General features: G+C 52.2%; 16 protein-coding genes. 11 read left to right on the top strand and 5 right to left on the bottom strand.

Going from position 1 to position 19,166, the window contains the following annotated elements:
• Window positions 1-52 precede the first annotated feature (52 nt).
• The gene (locus tag IPF95_06140; GenBank protein MBK6474274.1) at window positions 53-970 is read right to left on the bottom strand and encodes a helix-turn-helix transcriptional regulator; all 918 of its coding nucleotides are present in this window, start codon (window positions 968-970) and stop codon (window positions 53-55) included.
• Window positions 971-1,222: 252 nt separating this feature from the next.
• Here IPF95_06140 and IPF95_06135 point away from each other — a divergent pair, with 252 nt between their 5' ends.
• From IPF95_06135 to IPF95_06110, 6 genes are all read left to right on the top strand, one after another.
• On the top strand, window positions 1,223-1,591 hold the full coding sequence (locus tag IPF95_06135; protein ID MBK6474273.1) for a hypothetical protein: 369 nt from the start codon (window positions 1,223-1,225) through the stop codon (window positions 1,589-1,591).
• 166 nt (window positions 1,592-1,757) lie between these two features.
• Entirely contained in the window at window positions 1,758-4,055 is a 2,298-nt protein-coding gene (locus tag IPF95_06130) for a copper-translocating P-type ATPase (protein MBK6474272.1), read from the top strand.
• Window positions 4,056-4,363: 308 nt separating this feature from the next.
• On the top strand, window positions 4,364-5,134 hold the full coding sequence (locus IPF95_06125) for a T9SS type A sorting domain-containing protein (protein ID MBK6474271.1): 771 nt from the start codon (window positions 4,364-4,366) through the stop codon (window positions 5,132-5,134).
• Window positions 5,135-5,208: 74 nt separating this feature from the next.
• On the top strand, window positions 5,209-6,351 hold the full coding sequence (locus tag IPF95_06120; GenBank protein MBK6474270.1) for a hypothetical protein: 1,143 nt from the start codon (window positions 5,209-5,211) through the stop codon (window positions 6,349-6,351).
• A gap of 799 nt (window positions 6,352-7,150) precedes the next feature.
• A complete protein-coding gene (locus tag IPF95_06115) occupies window positions 7,151-7,363 on the top strand; it encodes a hypothetical protein (protein MBK6474269.1) in 213 nt (70 codons plus the stop codon).
• Window positions 7,360-7,674: a type II toxin-antitoxin system RelE/ParE family toxin gene (locus IPF95_06110; GenBank protein ID MBK6474268.1), complete on the top strand. Its 315-nt coding sequence runs from the start codon at window positions 7,360-7,362 to the stop codon at window positions 7,672-7,674. The genes IPF95_06115 and IPF95_06110 overlap by 4 nt, the downstream gene beginning before the upstream one ends.
• A gap of 901 nt (window positions 7,675-8,575) precedes the next feature.
• Here IPF95_06110 and IPF95_06105 read toward each other — a convergent pair.
• The 3 genes from IPF95_06105 to IPF95_06095 all read right to left on the bottom strand — a co-directional run bounded on the left by IPF95_06105 (window position 8,576) and on the right by IPF95_06095 (window position 12,334).
• Window positions 8,576-11,062 (bottom strand): TonB-dependent receptor, encoded by a 2,487-nt coding sequence (locus tag IPF95_06105; protein ID MBK6474267.1) that lies wholly within the window; start codon window positions 11,060-11,062, stop codon window positions 8,576-8,578.
• 142 nt (window positions 11,063-11,204) lie between these two features.
• Window positions 11,205-11,507: an Asp-tRNA(Asn)/Glu-tRNA(Gln) amidotransferase subunit GatC gene (gene gatC, locus IPF95_06100; protein MBK6474266.1), complete on the bottom strand. Its 303-nt coding sequence runs from the start codon at window positions 11,505-11,507 to the stop codon at window positions 11,205-11,207.
• Window positions 11,504-12,334 (bottom strand): 1-acyl-sn-glycerol-3-phosphate acyltransferase, encoded by an 831-nt coding sequence (locus IPF95_06095; protein ID MBK6474265.1) that lies wholly within the window; start codon window positions 12,332-12,334, stop codon window positions 11,504-11,506. Before IPF95_06095 ends, gatC begins: the two co-directional genes overlap by 4 nt.
• 110 nt (window positions 12,335-12,444) lie before the next feature.
• On the opposite strand from IPF95_06095, the gene trpS reads away from it, so the two are divergent.
• Window positions 12,445-13,413: a tryptophan--tRNA ligase gene (gene trpS, locus IPF95_06090; GenBank protein ID MBK6474264.1), complete on the top strand. Its 969-nt coding sequence runs from the start codon at window positions 12,445-12,447 to the stop codon at window positions 13,411-13,413.
• Window positions 13,414-13,423: 10 nt separating this feature from the next.
• On the opposite strand, the gene IPF95_06085 is transcribed toward trpS, so the two are convergent.
• On the bottom strand, window positions 13,424-14,638 hold the full coding sequence (locus tag IPF95_06085; protein ID MBK6474263.1) for a hypothetical protein: 1,215 nt from the start codon (window positions 14,636-14,638) through the stop codon (window positions 13,424-13,426).
• A gap of 174 nt (window positions 14,639-14,812) precedes the next feature.
• Here IPF95_06085 and IPF95_06080 point away from each other — a divergent pair, with 174 nt between their 5' ends.
• The 4 genes from IPF95_06080 to IPF95_06065 are packed head-to-tail and all read left to right on the top strand — an operon-like array spanning window position 14,813 to window position 19,130.
• Window positions 14,813-15,259: a cytochrome B gene (locus IPF95_06080; GenBank protein MBK6474262.1), complete on the top strand. Its 447-nt coding sequence runs from the start codon at window positions 14,813-14,815 to the stop codon at window positions 15,257-15,259.
• Complete coding sequence (locus tag IPF95_06075) at window positions 15,259-15,585, top strand: cytochrome c (GenBank protein ID MBK6474261.1); 327 nt, start codon at window positions 15,259-15,261, stop codon at window positions 15,583-15,585. The genes IPF95_06080 and IPF95_06075 overlap by 1 nt, the downstream gene beginning before the upstream one ends.
• A complete protein-coding gene (gene hflX, locus IPF95_06070) occupies window positions 15,582-16,817 on the top strand; it encodes a GTPase HflX (protein MBK6474260.1) in 1,236 nt (411 codons plus the stop codon). The genes IPF95_06075 and hflX overlap by 4 nt, the downstream gene beginning before the upstream one ends.
• 3 nt (window positions 16,818-16,820) lie before the next feature.
• Window positions 16,821-19,130: a transglycosylase domain-containing protein gene (locus IPF95_06065; GenBank protein ID MBK6474259.1), complete on the top strand. Its 2,310-nt coding sequence runs from the start codon at window positions 16,821-16,823 to the stop codon at window positions 19,128-19,130.
• The last annotated feature ends 36 nt before the right edge of the window (window positions 19,131-19,166 follow it).

Genomic DNA, 19,166 nt, shown 5'->3' with positions numbered 1-19,166 from the left:
ACATCAATTCCTGTAAGGCAAACACATTTCACTGAAGTTTCCGAAATGACCCTCAGTTGAGCAGTGGCCGGTTGCGGTATTCATTCGGCGTCATCCCTGTTCTCGCTTTGAACAGCCGACTGAAGTAATGCGGATACGTGAAGCCCAACCGGTAGGCGATCCCGCTGATGGCATCGTCTTCACTGAGCAACAGATCTTTTGCTTTCTCCACTACGAAGTGATTGATCCGATCCCGGGTTGACATGCCCGTTTCCTTTTTCAAGAGGTCGCTCAAGTAGTTCGGCGATAAGTGTACTTGGTCCGCGAAGTGTTCAATGGAAGGCATGCCGATCTCTACGAACTTGCCTTGTTTGTAGTAGTCCTTCAATAAGTGCTCGAACTGGCTCACCACATCGGTGTGCTGCGCCGAGCGCGTGTGGAACTGGCGCTCGTAATACCGAAGACTGTAATTCAGGATAAGTTCCAAGGTATTCACGATCACGCGTTGGCTGTGGCCATCGATCCGCGCGCTGATCTCTGATCGGATCAGTTCTACGCAATCGTTCACTATTTTTTGTTCGGCATCGGAAAGGTGCAAGGCTTCATGCACATCGTACGAGAAGAACCCGTAGTCGTCCATGTGCTTTCCCAACGGCATGTTACGGATAAGGTCCGGGTGGAAGAAGATCATCCAACCATTGATCGCTCCCAACTTCTGTTGCTTGGTGATGGAAGCTACTTGGTCCGGTGCCGTAAAGATCAAAACACCTTCATTGAAGTCGTACGTATTCCGGCCATAGTCCATGCCGCAACTGGCGTCCTTCAGCGCGATGGAATACAGGTCAGTCCGCAACTTCCGACCAACCCATTCAGGGCCGATCTCCCATTTGCTCACATCGATCACCGAGATCAACGGGTGCGTTGGTTTATCAAAACCACAAAGCGCGTGCAGTTCGCTTATGGAAGTGATGTGATGGATGGTGTTGGGCATGTTCGATAGGATCGTAACCGCGTGCAAAGTTCCGCCTAACTGGTGAAGCGGACTAACACGAATTCCTGATGGGCTTGCACGAACTGTGGTTGATGGTGCTATGCATTTGCAACTGATCCACCGAACGTTGCAACACCGATCTTCTTCAGCGGTTTTATATCCGTGCCGAGCCCGTGGATAGTGCGCGCATGACCTTGGTATAGCATCTTTGCGGACCTTGCGGGCCAGAAAGGACATTGAACCGAACGCACCATGAACAACGCCTTGCTCATCGCCACATCGTGGCTCGCGGTCACACTCCATCTGGTGGTCGCCGTGCTCGCGCTCCGCCGCATGAGTGAGCTTCCACTTGTGCCCATGGTGAATCTCGCTGTTGCGGGGTGCGTGCTACTCTATTGGATGCGCCAATGGTACGGATATCTGTTCCGCGGTATTACGTGGTATGTTGCGGACCAATGGTTGCCGTTGTGTGCGTTGTGCGTTTGTGTGTTGTGCGTGTTCACCCTAGCGGGAAAGTATCGAGGTGCACTTCCACATGCGATCATTTTTGGTATTGATACCGCTGTGCTCCTTGCCGCCGCCATCTTTTTTACCGTCTTCCGGATGGACCGTATGATCTGAATGCGAACAATGGCACAGGGCATCGGCCAATTCGTTGTTCGCCGATCCGTGGAACGAACCAACGCATAAAGACTTCGCGAGGGTGATCCGGTATAAGTCTTTCCTGCATTCATGTAAGCTGAAGGAGACGGATCGGTGGTTCCTTTGTACCTTGTAGGCAACGATCATGGCAACTTCCACCGTACCCCTCAAACGCAGCTACCCGGTAACGGGTATGACGTGCGCCAGCTGTGTGCTGAGCGTAGAGAAGGCGTTGAAGGCCCAGCCCGGTGTTGCCACCGCTTCCGTGAACCTCGCGACCAACACCGCGCAAGTAACCTTCGATCCGGAAGTGAGCAGCGAAACCGACCTGCAGAAGGCGGTACAGGAAGGTGGGTTCGATCTGCTGTTGGAGACCGACGGTGACAGCCAAGTAGATCTTGAAGCGCTGCAACAAAAGCGTATGACCGCGCTGAAGCAGAAGCTCTTCGCAAGCATCGCGCTCAGCATCCCGCTGATGATCGCGGGCATGGTGTACATGCATGCGTCATGGTCACCGTGGGTGCAGTGGCTGCTCGCTACACCGGTCGTGCTCATCTTCGGAAGGCAGTTCTTCATCAACGCATGGAAACAGGCCAAGCACCGCAGCGCCAACATGGATACACTTGTTGCGCTTAGCACCGGTGTGGCGTATGGCTTCAGCGTCTTCAACACATTGAACCCTTCGTTCTGGACCAGCCGCGGACTGGAGCCGCACGTTTATTTCGAAGCAGCTGCGGTGGTGATCACCTTCATTCTCCTTGGCAAGTATTTGGAAGAACGTGCGAAGGCAGGAACCTCCAGTGCGATCAAGAAACTGATGGGACTACGACCGAGCACTGTGATGCGCGAGGATGCAAATGGTCAACCGCAGGAAGTGCCCATCGCGGAGATCACGATCGGTGATGTGTTGCTCGTGCGACCGGGAGAAAGCATTGCGGTGGATGGTTCCGTGATCGACGGTGACAGCTACGTGGATGAAAGCATGATCAGCGGTGAACCGATCCCCGTTGCGAAGAGTGCGAACGCCAAGCTGCTCGCCGGTACCATTAACCAGAAAGGAAGCCTGCGCATGACCGCTGAAAAAGTGGGCGCTGCAACGTTGCTCGCTCAGATCGTCCGCGCCGTGCAGGATGCGCAAGGCAGCAAAGCGCCCGTGCAGAAATTGGTGGATAGGATCGCTTCGGTCTTCGTGCCAGTGGTGATCGGTATTGCGGTGCTCAGCGCGATCGGTTGGTGGGTGCTCGGTGGCGAACACGCGTTCACGCAAGGACTGCTCGCCATGGTCACCGTTCTCGTGATCGCATGCCCCTGCGCACTCGGTCTTGCAACGCCCACTGCGATCATGGCCGGCATGGGCAAGGGTGCCGAGAACGGCATCCTCATCAAGGACGCCGAGAGCCTGGAACGTGCACGTAACATCACCGCGATCGTGCTCGACAAGACCGGTACCATCACCGAAGGAAAACCGGAAGTCGTAGAAGCCATCGGGTTAGAAGATGCAGAAGTTGCGAATGCGTTGTTAGCGATCGAATCGCGATCAACGCATCCGTTGGCGGAAGCAGTTGTGCGGTATCTGAGAAAAGGTGAATGGTACATGGTGAATGGTGAACGGACAGAGCCGGGGCCTCCATTCACCATTCACCCATCACCATTCACCAACTTCGAAGACCTGACCGGCAAAGGCATCAAAGCCACCCTCAACCTGCCTACCGGACAGGCAGGCGGCACCACATGGCTCGTCGGGAACCGCCGATTGTTGGAAGAGCACGGCATCTCCATCCCTGCTGAGCGCCGTGAAAAAGAACGCAGTTGGGGTGATGCGGCAAACACCGTCATCTGGTTCGCTGATGAAAAGGAAGTGCGCGCCGCCATCGCCATTGCGGATCGCATCAAACCCTCCGCCAAAGAGGCAATCGCACGGCTGAAAAAAGAGAACATAAAAGTCTACATGCAGACCGGCGACAACCAACGCACCGCACAAGCAGTAGCGCGCGAAGTGGGCATCGAACACTTCCGCAGTGAAGTACTCCCGAAGGACAAGGCCGCATTTGTTCACGGCCTGCAGCAACAAGGCGAAGTAGTCGCAATGGTCGGCGATGGCATCAACGACAGCGAAGCACTTGCTAAGGCCGACGTCAGCATCGCCATGGGCAAGGGCAGCGACATCGCCATGGACGTCGCACGCATGACGCTGATCAGCACCGATCTGAATACAATTCCGCGTGCCATCACCCTCTCGCGCAAGACCGTCTCCTTCATCCGCCAGAACCTCTTCTGGGCCTTCATCTACAACATCATCGGCATCCCCATCGCCGCCGGATTGTTGTATCCCATCAACGGCTTCCTGCTCAACCCCATGATCGCCGGTGCCGCCATGGCGTTCAGTAGTGTAAGTGTGGTGAGCAATAGTTTGCGGTTGAAGTGGGTGAAGTTGGGTGGGTAGGGAAGTGCGTCCATGCAAATTGACGGTAGCCTTTTAACCCGCGCAGACTCTTCGCTTCGAGACCCTTTTTATGGCAACATGATGAGGACTTGCGGAAGCGTGAAGCAAAGGATCGAATAGATCCAGATCCAACAAGGGCAACGCCGCTCAGAAAATGCCCTCCAGATCAGTGAATATCTGGGAATCCAAGGTTCCTGCCTAAAAGAACATTCATATCTGGATCATCACAACCACAGTAACCGCCGTGAACGGTTAGCTTGCACGCTGATACTACAAGTCCGATCATCATCAACCAAAGGATCCAACCAATGAAAAAACATTTCCTCACTATGGTTCTGAGTGTGGCCACCGTTTTAGCTTCTGCGCAGACCGCGACCAACTTCAACTGCAACGATTGCTCCAATGTGCCACACGAACTCTTTGCTGAACTCGACGCGGGCAAGGTGATCGTGCTCGTTTGGGTAATGCCTTGTGGCGCATGCACCGGGCCATCCTTGACCACGTACAATGTGGTGGAGAGCTATCAATCATCCAACCCGGACAAGGTGAGGATGTATCTCTGCGATGACTTTGCGAATACCAGTTGCACTTCGCTCAACAGTTGGAAGAATTCCACAGGTCTTACGAATGCAGTCACCTTTTCCGACGCTGCGATCAACATGGGCGACTATGGCTCCGCTGGTATGCCGAAGATCGTTGTTCTTGGCGGGGGCGGTCACACGGTCTTTTACAATGTGAACAATACGGTCAATATCACCGATCTTCAGGATGGGATCGATGCTGCCTTGTTGGCAACGGGTATACAGGAACAAAGCGAATTGGCTTCTTCACTCAACGTTTATCCCGATCCAATAGTGGACAATGCGCAGATCAAATTCACCCTTGCACGATCGGCCGATGTAACGCTTGACCTGTATGACCTTTCAGGCAAGCTGGTGAAGAACGTGTATGGCGGACGCCTTTCAGCAGGCGTACACAGCATCGAACTCGCCACCGATGCTATTCCAGCTGCCGTGTACCTGGTAAAACTCTCTGATGGAACGCAGAACGCGTTCATCAACATGGTCATCGCCCATTAGTGTGGTATGGGAGATGGAAATGAGGACGACTTCCATTGATGTTGGCATAGTTGGCTGAGGAACCACCGCTCCGGATGATAAAGGGATCGATCGCCATTCTGGTACTTTTTGTCGCAACGATGGTGCTCCTTCCTGTGCGGATCCAGGCCCAGTGCTGTGCCGGCGGCAGCGGAAGTTGCATTGCAGGAGGAGCTGCTCAGGGGGTTTTGGCGGAACGGCAGATGGAACTCAATACCAACTTCCAGTTCATCAACACGAATAGGTTCTACAAAAATGATCAACGTGCCAGCGACCGGACCTTCGACAGCTTTCAAAGTCAGTACGAGTACTTCAAATTGGCCTATGGTATTTCGGAACGTTTGACCTTGTCGTTGGAGAGCGGATACTATTTGTTGAAGAAGGAGGTCGGTCTGGCGAGCGATCCTGCCACCACGTATACCTCCTCGGGAATTGGCGATCTTGTGGTTTTTCCCAAGTACGATATCTACAAGAAGAATAACGAAGCAAAAGGGACCACCAACGAGATAACCATTGGCTTGGGCTACAAGATCCCACTTGGATCGTACAACGATTCAACTGGAAGTGTTGAGCCCTTTTCGGGACATACCTATTATGTAACGAAGCCAACGTCGGTACAGCTATCCTCGGGCGCCCAGGACCTTATCTTCTACACGTTCCTTCACCACGGTTTCAGATCGAAGCTCAACGTGTTCGCGAGCGCCATCTACATCAAGAAAGGGTGGAACCCGAACGGCGAAAAATTGGGGGACTATGCGAGCGTGGCATTGTTCGTGAGCCGAACATTCCTTGATCGCTTGGGCATCACCTTGCAAGCCCGTTACGAGACCGTTGCACGGATGCGGATGAATGCGTCCGTTCTTCTTTTCGGAAGCCCCTCCACGTACTTTCCTGAAGCAACGGGCTACAAGAAGTTCTTCCTCACTCCCCAGATCAGTGTTACCAAAGGCAAGTTCACCATTTATGCCGCCACTGATGTGCCACTCTATCAGAGTATGCAAACCTCTGAATATTACACGCAGGTCGGCTCGCAATACACCACCACCATTGGGCTTTCATTCCGCTTCTTCACCGCGCAACCTCGGATGGCTCAATTGAAAGGAACGGGCCAATATTACTGCCCCATGCACCTCGAAGAGGTTTCCGACGGGCCGGCGAAATGCCCCAAGTGCGGAATGGACCTGGTACGGCCGAAATAATTCACGGTCTATTCTTCGCACGATCCGCACACAGTTTGGAGCGGACCGTAGCCATACTTTTCATTGTTCCCTACTTTATGAACCCGCGCGGGTCTGCGCTTCGAGATCCTGTGGAACTGCGGGTGCGGCAGGATCCCTGCATAGGTGACTTGCCGAGGTTCTGAATGTATTTTTCTACCTCCGCAGCCTCTAGTATTGCATCGTCACTGCGGCTGATAAAGGTGTATCGCGATCAGTTCCTCCCAACATGAACTCCCTCTGCAGTGGTAAGCGTTACGAAAATGAAATGCTCCTCAGCCGTCACCGGAATATGCCACTGACTGCCTGCTGTTACGTTCTTTTCATCGATCAATTGTCCGGCAGGGGTGAATAATCGGCAAACAGCCTCGTTAAGCGGAATTTTAGAGTTGATGATGAGTTCTCCATTTGATCGCTATATGATCAAACCTGTGGATGCAACTTGTTCAACAACACTGTTCACGGATCCAAGTTGGCAGATACAAGAACCCTTGTCATCAGCAAATAGGATCTCGCAGGGGTCGAGACAGACTTGCACGAACTGCGGACCTTCCGATGGATACGATCACGGGCATATTGAAGGACGCGCTTGATCTTTATCGGAATGGAGTGGTTAAGGTGTGAGGGCGAGCGCATTGAGGAAGCCCAAACCAAGCTGATAGTTTGCGTGTCCACCTTGCCTTAGATTTGGAATGATCTGAACGATTCCGCTATTGAGCCACAGGCTAAGTGAATATGGCCCCTTCACCTTGCTTGATCCAAATGCCATAAATTTGCTTGTATGAATTTGGAACAACAAAAGATCGAGCTTATCAATTGGATCAACTCGGTCAATGATAAAGTTGTATTGGATCATCTTGATTCGCTCAAGAATGCCACTACGGTTGCCGTTCCTGAAAAGATCATGGAACTCTTAAGGATCTCTGCCGAAACGGATCTTTCTGGTTGCGTTGAGCACACCTCGGTGAAGGATCTGTTGAAGGATCGGAAATGACCAAGAAGGTTGTTTGGACGCCCCTAGCTGCGCGCTCGTTGGTGGAGTTGACGGAATATGTCAGGCGAATGTGGGACGAAACGATCGTTGATGATCTTCATTCCATGATCGACGATTCGATCCATAGTATCGCAGTGTATCCCGGAATTGGCGTTGTAGTTGAAGGCTCTGAATTTCGAAAGTTGGTAATGCATAAGAACGTGTCCTTGTTCTATTCCGTTGATTCCGATAGTGTCAAGATACTTTTGATCTGGGACAATCGTATGGATGATGCAACCATATTTTCCAACTTGACCAAATCGGGTCAATAGCTTGAAGCCCGACTCTAATCCACCTCAGGGGGAATCGCGAAACGAGCCTCCGTAGATGCTTCCACCGCATGGCGGAGAACCCTTCGGCTGCTAAAAGGGTACCCAAACCAAGCTAATAGTTTGCGTGTCTACATTACCTTAGATTTGGAAGGTCATGAACGATTCCGCTATTGAGTCACAGGGTCGTCCGCCGTCCCGGCTCAAAGCCAGGACCGGACAGACCCTTCGGAGGTTTAAAAGTTTCGCCATTATTCTTTCATTGTGTCTGTTGGCTTGCCAAAATCCAGATACAATTAACGTTAGGAGTACGAAACCGTCTTCACAAGTTGACACCATTAATCAGCAAACGGCACTGTCCAACGGACATACTAAAATTGTCAACTTCCCTTGCAAGACCTTGTTGCACATTTCAGCAGACAGTACGTTAAGCCTATTCCTCGTTGAAAACAGTGATCGTTTATTCGCGTACGAAGACCGCACAACGTTGCCTAAAGCCTATGACATTGTCCCACTGCCGTGCAAAAATAACGCAGTGCAATCGTGCAATACCTGCTTAGTATTTTCTAACGGAACTACTGTACCGGTCATGGACTCACCTGAAGCGGAAACATATTGCGCCCAAATGCAAGTAGGAGGGGGTCTTCATATTGTTCTCGATAGCCTTGATGTTATACAATCAATCTTCGGTCTTCAATAGCACAAACCCCGCATTACAAAACTCCAAGAGAACCACAAAAAACCGCCCCAAACAAGCAACATTTGAATCCGCGCAGGGTTAACCCACGCGGTCGAGCCTCCGCAGTGGTCTTCCGCTGCATGGCGGAGAACCCTTCGGCCTTTGAATGCGCATCATCCCAAACATGGTCTTCACGCCGATCCACAAGGATCACCTATAACGTTCTCAGAACCGCAACCGAACGCCACCCTGCACCATCCGCGGCATTCCGGGTCGGTAGCCTGCGGGTAGTTGCGCTGCTTGGTACACGGTGTTACCAAGGTTCGCTACCGTGCTGAACACCTCGAAGTGCGCGTTGAAACGGTACGACGCATTCGCATCTACGATCGTTCGCGCGGCGATGATCGTTGTGTTGGCATCGTTGAGTGAACCGGTAACCGTTGCTACTTCGCTTTGATAGTTTGCACTAATGCCGCAAGTGAATTTTCCTGTAACAAGGTCGAGCCGTCCGTTGATCTGGTGCGTTGGAGTATATGGTATGCGATCACCTTCCAGCACATTGCCCCATGGTTCGAAACTGCTATTGAAACTGGAACCGAATCGCGCATCAGTGAACGTGTATGCAACCGATAGCGGCATGCGCATCCGCGTACTCAACCCGTTCAGCACATCCCAATTCGCATAGAATTCCACGCCTTGCACCACTGCTTTTCCGGCGTTGAAAAGATCACCCGTACCACTTCCTCCGGCTGCTGCTAGATCGCTACCGAGCATCTCACTGTAGTTGTTCAGGAAGCCGATCAATTGCACATTCAGACCCGTGCGCTCCACGCGAACACCCAACTCGTAATTGATGCTGGATTCCGGCAACGTGCCCGGTTGAACACCCGGAGGAGAGAAGCCTTTGTGTAAACCTGCGAACACGCTGACCAATTTGCTCAATTCAAGATCAGCACCTATACCGGGTATCCACACATCCACTGTATTCGTAGTGGTGCCCAATGCATTTCCTGTGCGCCCGGGATCTTGTTTTCCAAAATCATCTTGCGCCATAACGATATGCTCGTAGCGAATGCCAGGATGAATGGCAAGACGACCGAGGTCCAGATCGTACGCTGCATGCGCCGCGATCGCATCGGCCGTCGCGATCCTGTTGCTTTCCGTTCCAGGCACACCACTGCTGGTCTGATAAAGTTCGCCGTTGTTCATGCGCCATCCATCGGTCCATTGAAAGCGATCCATGTAATCACTGTGCAAACGGACCCCAGCTTCAAGACCCTGCTTTGTTTTCGCGCGTTGGATCGTATGCGTAACGATCAGTTGCGCACCGGACGATTGGTAATTGCGGTTGTTCGCTTTGATCGAAAGAGCATCATCCGCGGATGTATTTCCGCGCAGCGTATTGAACGCGTCGGAATGTGCCTGTGGATCGCTTAGCAATTCACTGATCCCGGTTGACGTCCCAGTGCTGTCGGTCACCTTATCCAATTTGTACCAGTTGCGAAAGGTGTTCGTTCTGTAGAATGTCGCAGCGATCTCGGGACCCTTCTTGAGGCGCAGTGCATACCGCACACTTGCAAGATCATGTTCCGAACGCATATTGTCCTTTGCTGAAGCGGCATATCGCGAATAGGGATCATTCGCATAGTCAGTAGCTGTAAGCCCGAGGTAGGTTTCGTTGTTGTTCTCTTTGGTGTATCCCGCTTTCACGGCAATTGCATGTTGCACGCGTCCGGAATCCGATGAGGTCCATTGCCACTTACCGAGATAATCCTGCTTATCAAATCCAGTATTTCCTCCATTGCTCAATTGCTTGAATCCATCAGATCCTTGCTGAAAAGTTTCCGCTAAGAATTGATGGCGACCAACAGTAGCGCCTGCATTGGCGTGCAAATTCCGCGTACCGAATGATCCGCCCCACATGCCGAGCATCGCTTGCTCTTTATCCGGGACCGGTGTCGAGATCAGGTTTACCGCACCGCCTGTTGTCAGTGGCCCGTAGCGCACTTGGCTGCTGCCTTTCACCACCTCCACAGCATGCATACGACCAGTTACCGGAAAGTAATAGGCGGCCGGTGAGGCATACGGTGCAGGGGCGATCAACACACCATCTTCCATCAAAGTGATCTTGGACGAGCGCTCAGAACCGGCACCGCGCAGTCCAATATTCGGGCGAAGGCCAAAACCATCTTCCTCTTGGATATTCACGCCGGGCACGGACCGTAACAGGCGGTGAATGTCGGTAGTTGCCTGTGCTTCGATCTCCTTCGGACCAATGTACCATGCCGAACCGGCCATGGTGCGGGAAGGACCACTTCCACCAGTGATGGAACTAAGCACTGAAAAGGCCTTAAGGTCAACTACATTTTCAGCAAGGGGCTGAGCAACATTCGTTACAGCGCCGTTCGTGACCTGGATCTGTTTTTCCACCACCTCATAGCCTACGCTGGTGTAGCGAACGGAATAGGATCCGGGAGCAAGTGCATTGAAACCGAACTTACCATTCGCATCAGCAACGATCGTTGATCCGTTCGGCCCCAGAGATACGCCAACGAAGGGGATCGGGGCACCCTGTTCATCCGTTACGGCTCCTGATACACTTCCAGTTTGAGCGACCACCCACACAGGTGCTAAACCAAAAAGCACTGGTAGAAAAGCGACGCTTGAATACCTGAAGAACCGACCAATACCACCAATTAAAAGAGCGTTCATAAAGCTGATCATATGAACCGCAAAGGTGAGATCACGCAATGCGCACTGAAATACCTTGATCGGGGTATTTGGCAACCTGGTCAACTATGATCGAACAGATAGCACGCAACTACTGCGCACTGAAGTACGGAACACTTCACCCCTACCCTTTGTCCACAACACGCGGAACCTTGAAATAATCGCTGTCCTTCACCGGACTGTTCTTCAGTGCATCGGCCTTGGATACAATATCCTCCGGAACGATGACATCCTCGCGCAGCACGTCGTTCTCTTCGGTCATGAAGATCAAAGGTTCAATGCCTGTAGTATCTACCTCGTTGAGTTTTTCAACGAAACCGATCACCCGTTCCATATCGGCAAGCATGGCGGTACGTGCAACGGGGTCACTGAAATCCAGGTGTGCGAGTTTCGCGACCCTATCCAAGGTCTTTTCGTCGATCTTCATTGGTCCTGCAAGAGAGGTTCTTCGATGATGCGGTACACCTCCTGCCGCAAAGTTACCAGATCGGCTTCAGTAAGGCCTTTGGTGGAAATAACAGGATGAATGATGGTGCGGGAGATCCCCGGCCTGCCTCTGCTGAACAATTCAGTGGGTTCGCCGAGCAAGCGCCAATGATCGCGAAAGGTGATGGGTACGATCGGGATCTGCTTTTCAATAGCAAGCTTAAAGGCGCCGTCCTTGAACGGTTTCATGCGCGGAACGAACGGTGGGATCCCTCCTTCCGGGAACATGGCGATGCTGGTGCCGCGGTCAATGGCCTGCGCGACTTTGCGGAATGCCTTCGCGGCCGAACTGCGATCACTGCGGTTCACCGTGATGTTCATGTTCTTGAAAAAGATGTTGAAGAGCGGCCAATTGAGCAGTTCATATTTCGCGATGAACAGGAAATAGTGCGGCACCACATTGTACATCTGGATGATGTCCAGGTAACTGCTGTGATTGCAACAGATGATGTACGGTGCTTCAGGCAACTCACCTCTGCGCTCGATCCGAACGAACACACCGGAACCGCATTGCAGGAAATAAGCCCACCAGCGCTTCAGTCGGAATGCCCGTTGATAGCGGTCCGGACGGTGCAAGAGGATCCTGAATGGGATATAAAGGATCGCCAACGACAGAAAAAAGACCAGTGCGAACCACACCTTGTACAGCACACGTAGCGGCATGAAGACCAGCTTGAACACCGTATTCCTGCGGCTCTCACTAGTGGCTACGCGATCCTGTGGGGTAAGGATCCGCGACCGGAATTCATTATCAACGCTCTGACCCATGGTCCCAAAAAGGGTCGCGAAGATAATCCGACCTTTCTGAGCGACTTGCGGTACCGGCCATTTCGCGGAAAGTCCTGCCCAACGGAAGATGTCGCGCTAAATTTGGACCCATGGCACGAATTCTGACCGGGATCCAATCGACCGGCACCATACACTTGGGTAATGTTCTTGGCGCTATCCGTCCGGCAATTGCCATGGCGAACGATACCAAGAACGAATCCTTCCTGTTCATCGCGGACCTGCATGGTCTAACACAGATCAAGGATCCTGCGATCATGCGTACCAATACGTACGGCGTGGCAGCGGCTTGGCTGGCTTGTGGACTCGATCTTAAGAAGACGGTTTTCTACCGCCAGAGCGATGTGCCTTTGACGGCTGAATTGACGTGGTATCTGAGCTGTTTCTTCCCCTACTCGCGGTTGGCATTGGCACATAGTTTCAAGGATAAGGCGGACCGGTTGGAGGATGTGAATGCGGGCCTGTTCACGTATCCCATGCTGATGGCTGCGGATATTCTGTTGTACGATGCGAACGTGGTACCCGTAGGAAAGGACCAGAAACAACACATCGAGATGACACGGGATGTCGCGGAACGGTTCAACCATCAAATGGGTGAAACATTTGTGTTACCCGATTCGCTCATCGACACGAATGTGATGACGGTTCCCGGTACCGATGGGGAGAAGATGTCCAAGAGTAGAGGCAATCTGCTGAGCCTTTTCGCGCCGGAGAAACAACTCAAGCAGGAAGTCATGAACATCATGACCGACAGCAAAGCGTTGGAAGAACCCAAGGATCCGGATACATGCAAGGTTTTTGCGCTATATCGTTTAGTGGGATCTCCGGAAGGTACCGAGACCATGCGTAAGAATTACCTAGCTGGTGGTTATGGTTACGGCCACGCGAAAAAGGAATTGCTCGCCGTACTTCTTGATGTGTTCAAGAACGAACGATCGGAGTACGACCGCTTGATGAATGATCTTCCCACACTGGATGAACAACTAAAGATCGGTGCCGAAATAGCAACTGTTGTTGCACGCGGGGTTCTTGATCGCGTTCGAGGGAAGTTGGGTTATTGAACTTCGCTGATCACCGCACGGGCCTTTGCCTGCGCCACCAAATGAAGGGCGGTAACCAGATCAGGAAAAGCAGGAACAACGAATAGCAATGGAACCGCAGGAATCGCGGGCTTGGTCGCTCCATGGATGCGCGCACCGGTTGCGATCGGCACCATGCAATGAACAGATCGGCGATCGGCATTGCACCGAATAAGTAGCGCCGTTCATCGGTACCTAGTGGAAAACCGAAACCGTCGACGGTGCTGCTCATTTCCAGATCATGGAACACATCGCCATTCGCTCTGCACGCACCAGCGCCAACGATCATAGCCACTGGTCCGGTGCCGAAGATCAATGGCCCGGAATCGATATCGCCCGCACCCTTATTGTTCTTGGGAAATTCGTTGACAACCGGCACGCCAAGGATCTCGTCGAAAAAATAACCTGAAAATGTAATGAACTGTTCTTTAGCGAACGTGCTATCGATCTCAGGCAACAAGAGGCACATCAATGCCAACGAAGACCCACGCATTTCACGTAACGCAGAGTTGGTCTCCGGATCCCATTCGTGGGCTACTCCCTTGTTCTGACCCATGCTGCGCCGCACGTGTTGCACCCAAGTCCGGCGCACATCCGAGAACCTGTCGAGAAGGATGCGATCATGGAGCGCCAATGCCGCCATTGCGACTGTTGCATCCGCTGGCCAAGCCATGCCATTGTATGACTCCGGGAATGGTGTAGGCGCGTGAATGAAGGTGGACGCGATCGTATCACAACGCCGAATGAACGCGTGACGCTCTTCAATGGAAATAGCTTCGATCCCGGTAGTTTGCAGAATGGACCCGTGCAAATACGCCGACCAGCCTGCATGAAAAATGCCATGTTCTGGTGGTAACAACTCCGGGAAACGTCCGCGAACACGTTCACTTTCCAATGCATTCAACGCCCAACGCGCTTGATCGATCCGTTTCAGTTTCAGATCATGATCACACCAACGCGCTGAATTACAATTTGCAAGGCCATACAACGCATAACTGAACGCCTCACCTTCCGGGAACAAGCGTTGCATACGTTCCGGAACACCGTTGTGCATGGGTGGTCCGAGTGACGTAAGCAATGCATCGACTTGATCATATTCGGCAACGGATCCCGGCAATTCAGTTCGGTGGATCGCAATGTTCCACCAGATCACCATTGCTGTGATCACCGACACGAATACGATCACTACGGTCAACGATCTTCGCATAATTCACGCCCAAGATATGCCAGACCATTGCGCGTCAATAGGTCTCAGTAGCGTTCCACCGGGACACACGCAACACCGGATCTTGTCGAAATTCACGGACCACCTCCTAGGACCTAACCCCTGTGGCCTTAAATTCGCGCCGCTCTCCGGAACCAGATCAACGCTTCGACCATTATGGAATTCTTTGCCTTTATACACAGTCTGCTACGCTATGCCGTACTCGGCACCGTTGCAGTTGCGGGTTTTGCTGCCCTGCGTGGCTATCTCACAAAGTCACCGATCCTTTCATGGGAACGGGCGGCGGCAATTATTGGGATGATCCTTTGCCATGTTCAGCTGGTCATCGGGCTCTTGCTATACGTTACGCGATATGGCTCATTCGAAGAGCGGTTCGGAGCAGGTTCGGACATGCTTCGTTTCTGGAAAATGGAACACATCGGTACGATGATTGTCGCAGTTGCGTTGATAACGATCGGTCGTGTTCTAAGTAAGAAAACGAATACTGAATCCTCCAAACAACTACGAATTGCAGTGTTCTACTTGATCGGCTTGTTACTCATGTTCGCAATGATCCCTTGGCCATTCATGGCAAAGTTCAATCACATGTATCAATGGCTCTGATGCGACCGATCGTACTCCCCATCCTCTTCACGATCTCGATAATTGCTTGTAGCAGCGGAACGGATCCATCTCCCGACACATTAGCTAGTAAAGGCACGAATGGTGCTGAGATCTACGCAGCCAATTGTAAATTGTGTCACGGCAGTACGGGTGATCTTGGAATGGGAGAAGCGAAGGACCTTTCCGTATCGGTATTATCCAAGGAAGAGATCATTTCAATGGTCACGAACGGCAAAGGCAACATGGTTCCATACGAGAACATCCTTACAACCAAGCAGATCGAAGCTGTCGCTGAATACGTGCAGTCCCTTCGCAAGACAGAATGATGGATCCGTTGGAGTTCTCGGGGAAGACCGAGACCGCTGTGCTTATTGGCCTGATCACTGAGAAGCAGGATGAACAACAGCTCAAGGAATACCTGGATGAGCTGGAATTCCTTGCAACGACAGCAGACATCAAGACCTTGAAGCGTTTCACGCAACGATTGCAAAGACCCGATGGGCGCTATTATATCGGGAGTGGCAAACTGAATGAAATAAAGACATGGGTCGAGGAACACGGAGCGGATTCCGTGATCTTTGACGATGAACTCTCCCCAGCGCAACAGCGGAATCTGGAGAAAGTGCTGGGTATACCGGTACTCGATAGGCCACGGTTGATCCTTGATATTTTCGCTCGAAGAGCACGATCGGCGCACGCGAAGACGCAAGTAGAGTTGGCGCAGAACCAATACATGTTACCCCGTCTCACAAAATTGTGGACACACTTGGAACGGCAACGTGGCGGCACCGGAACACGCGGTGGTGCTGGTGAAAAAGAGATCGAGACCGACCGTCGATTGGTACGCGACCGCATCTCACTATTGAAAGAACAGCTGAAGCAGATCGATCGCCAAATGGCCACCCAACGTGGCAACCGCGGCAAATTGATCCGCGTGGCCGTTGTGGGTTATACGAACGTTGGTAAGAGCACATTGGTGACCTTGTTGAGCAAGAGTGAAGTGTTCGCTGAGAACAAATTGTTCGCTACGCTGGATACCACCGTAAGGAAGATCGTGCTGGGCAACCTGCCCTTCCTGATGTCCGATACGGTAGGGTTCATTAGGAAGCTGCCCACACAATTGATCGAGAGTTTCAAAAGCACGTTGGATGAAACACGCGAAGCGGATCTCTTGTTGCATGTCGTGGATATCAGTCACCACAACTTCGAGGAGCAGTACGCGACCGTGAAGCAAACGTTGAATGAGATCGGGGCCGGTGATCAGCCTGTCATCGTTGTGTTCAACAAGATCGATGCTTACCGCCCAACGCCGCATGACCCTGACGACCTTGCTCCGAAACGTGTGGACCAGTTCACGTTGGAAGAATTGAAAAGCACATGGATGGCGCGAATGGAAGGCGAAGAGGTCATTTTCATAAGCGCTGCCGATCGCCAGAATATTGATGGGCTGCGCAAGCTGTTATACGAGCGCGTAAAGGCTTTGCATGTAGCGCGCTATCCTTACGAGAGTGATCTTTTGTTCAAGGATGAATACTTGGCGGGGGGTGAATTACCGTAGGTGATGGCCGCGAAGCCCAAGAAAAAGGCCAAGAAGAAAGGCACAGGAGTGCGCGTGAATTGGGTCAAGTTCCTATTGATCCTGTTGGCAGTGCTTTTGATCGGATTCTTCGCGTTCATGCAAAGCGTGCGCAGCGGCATGTTCGGCGAGTTGCCCTCTGAGGACGATTTCAAGGAGATCAGACATGAGCAGGCCACGTTGATCCTTGGATATGATGGATCCACTATTGGAAAGATCTTCGCAGAGGATCGTACCAGCGTAAAATTCGAGGACCTTCCACAGCATTTGATCAACGCGTTGGTCGCTACGGAGGATGCCCGATTTTTCTCCCATGAAGGGGTGGACGGCAGATCGTACGTGCGTGTATTCTTCCGTACGTTATTGGGTCGTGACAGAAGTGGCGGCGGCGGCAGCACCATCTCGCAACAGATTATTAAGAACCTGTATGGTCGTGGCAAACACGGCATGCTCACCACGCCGGTGAACAAGATGAAGGAGGCTTTGGTAGCGCAACGTTTGGAGCGGATGCTCACGAAGAACGAGGTGCTCGTCCTCTACTTCAATTCGGTTCCTTTCGGAGAAAATGTTTATGGGATCGAAGCTGCGGCGCATCGTTATTTCAGCAAAACCACGAACCGGTTGAACGTGCAGGAAAGCGCCGTACTGGTGGGCATGCTCAAAGCGAACACCACCTACAATCCAAGACTGAATCCGAAGAATTCCAAAGATCGAAGAGATCAAGTGTTGGGCTTGATGCAGGGTCGTAATTACCTTACGTCAACTGCTGAGGACAGTCTAAAAAAACTGCCGATCCTCCTTCGCTATTCTGGAGTGGATGCATTCGATCGTTACGGTTACTTCAATGCGAAAGTGCAGCAGGAAGCGGATGTAATCCTGCAGGGGATCGAGAAAAAAAGCGGAACGAAGTACGATCTGAAGAAAGACGGTCTTCGCATTACGACCACCTTGGACCCGGCGTTGCAGCTCAGTGCATACAGAGCGGTTCATGAGCATTTATCGACGATGCAACCCAAGTTGGATCGCGAACTACGCGGTTCGAAAGCGCGGAAGTATTGGGAACAGCGGCAGAATAAAAAGCCTTCCAAGAAATGGAAAGCGAATGCACAATTGATCACGGAGATCTACGAACACGAACAACGCGTGGTGGACACGTTGAGCTACCGCGACAGCCTCTGGCATTACCGGACCTTGTTGAACGGCGCTGTATTGATGATGGACCCCAGTAACGGTGCCGTACGTGCTTGGGTAGGTGGGAATGACCATCGCTATTTGCCTTATGATCTTGTGCAAGCACGGCATCCGATCGCAAGCACCATTAAGCCAGTGATCTATGCCGCAGCATTGGAGCGTGGCATGTTGCCCTGCACCTATTTGGACAATGAGAAAAAGACCTACGCAGAATTCGAGGACTGGGCACCGGACAATTTCGATCGGGACACGATCGGTGGTGAAGTTGCGCTCTGGTATGCGCTCACCAAAAGCATGAACCGACCCACGGTCGATCTCTATTTCAGGACCGGAGTGGATACCGTTCGGCAGACGATGAAGTCACTCGGCATACCATATGGCGAAGCTGCAAAACCTGCGGTGGCCTTGGGCGCTACCAACGTATCGCTCACGGAGATCGTTCCGGCATACGGAGCGTTCGCAATGAAAGGCAGACGCGTTCGTCCACAACTGATCTCACGTATAACGGATGCGAAAGGAAAGGTGATCTACGAAGCGAAACCATCGCGAAGTTCCGTGGCCGTGAGCGAGGCGACCGCAGCAACGATCACCACCATGTTGCAACGTGCAGTGGACCAAGGAACCGGAACAGCACTGCGAAGCCGGTATGGGATCACGGGGCCTTTTGCAGGGAAGACCGGTACCTCACAGAACTACAGCGATGCATGGTTCGTGACCTATACGCCAGGTCTTGTCGTAGGGGCTTGGGTAGGAGCGTTTGAACCGGACGTGCATTTCCAAGGCGCGAATGGAACGGGTGGTCATTTGGCGTTGCCGATCGTTGGCCTTGTACTGAAGGACATTGAAAAAGCACCTGATCTGCGCAAGCGGTATATCCGGTCGTTCGATTGGTTAGCGAATACGGAAGTGGATCTGGATTGTGACGCACGTCGCAGTGGAACCGCGATCGAGCGTTTCTTCGAAGGCCTGTTCAAACCAAATGAAGAACCAGTGGAAGCGGTTCCGCAACCTGATTATACCAAACCAACGGATTACACCGAGATCGAGGAAGAGGTGAAGAAAGACCCAGGGTTCTTTGATCGGTTATTCAAGAAGAAGGAGTGACCTAGTGGTGAATAGCGAATAGTGATAGGTGAATGG

The sequence above is a fragment of the Flavobacteriales bacterium genome (assembly GCA_016704485.1).
GTDB lineage: Bacteria > Bacteroidota > Bacteroidia > Flavobacteriales_F > PHOS-HE28 > PHOS-HE28.
This window is presented reverse-complemented; position numbering and strand designations above follow the sequence as displayed.

Coding starts and splice junctions, on each gene's coding strand:
- IPF95_06065 (MBK6474259.1), top strand. CDS start 16,821: ATGGCCGCGAAGCCCAAGAAAAAGGCCAAGAAGAAAGGCACAGGAGTG.
- IPF95_06140 (MBK6474274.1), bottom strand. CDS start 970: ATGCCCAACACCATCCATCACATCACTTCCATAAGCGAACTGCACGCG.
- IPF95_06110 (MBK6474268.1), top strand. CDS start 7,360: ATGACCAAGAAGGTTGTTTGGACGCCCCTAGCTGCGCGCTCGTTGGTG.
- IPF95_06095 (MBK6474265.1), bottom strand. CDS start 12,334: ATGGGTCAGAGCGTTGATAATGAATTCCGGTCGCGGATCCTTACCCCA.
- IPF95_06085 (MBK6474263.1), bottom strand. CDS start 14,638: ATGCGAAGATCGTTGACCGTAGTGATCGTATTCGTGTCGGTGATCACA.
- IPF95_06075 (MBK6474261.1), top strand. CDS start 15,259: ATGCGACCGATCGTACTCCCCATCCTCTTCACGATCTCGATAATTGCT.
- IPF95_06120 (MBK6474270.1), top strand. CDS start 5,209: ATGATAAAGGGATCGATCGCCATTCTGGTACTTTTTGTCGCAACGATG.
- IPF95_06080 (MBK6474262.1), top strand. CDS start 14,813: ATGGAATTCTTTGCCTTTATACACAGTCTGCTACGCTATGCCGTACTC.
- hflX (MBK6474260.1), top strand. CDS start 15,582: ATGATGGATCCGTTGGAGTTCTCGGGGAAGACCGAGACCGCTGTGCTT.
- gatC (MBK6474266.1), bottom strand. CDS start 11,507: ATGAAGATCGACGAAAAGACCTTGGATAGGGTCGCGAAACTCGCACAC.
- IPF95_06105 (MBK6474267.1), bottom strand. CDS start 11,062: ATGAACGCTCTTTTAATTGGTGGTATTGGTCGGTTCTTCAGGTATTCA.
- IPF95_06135 (MBK6474273.1), top strand. CDS start 1,223: ATGAACAACGCCTTGCTCATCGCCACATCGTGGCTCGCGGTCACACTC.
- trpS (MBK6474264.1), top strand. CDS start 12,445: ATGGCACGAATTCTGACCGGGATCCAATCGACCGGCACCATACACTTG.
- IPF95_06130 (MBK6474272.1), top strand. CDS start 1,758: ATGGCAACTTCCACCGTACCCCTCAAACGCAGCTACCCGGTAACGGGT.
- IPF95_06125 (MBK6474271.1), top strand. CDS start 4,364: ATGAAAAAACATTTCCTCACTATGGTTCTGAGTGTGGCCACCGTTTTA.
- IPF95_06115 (MBK6474269.1), top strand. CDS start 7,151: ATGAATTTGGAACAACAAAAGATCGAGCTTATCAATTGGATCAACTCG.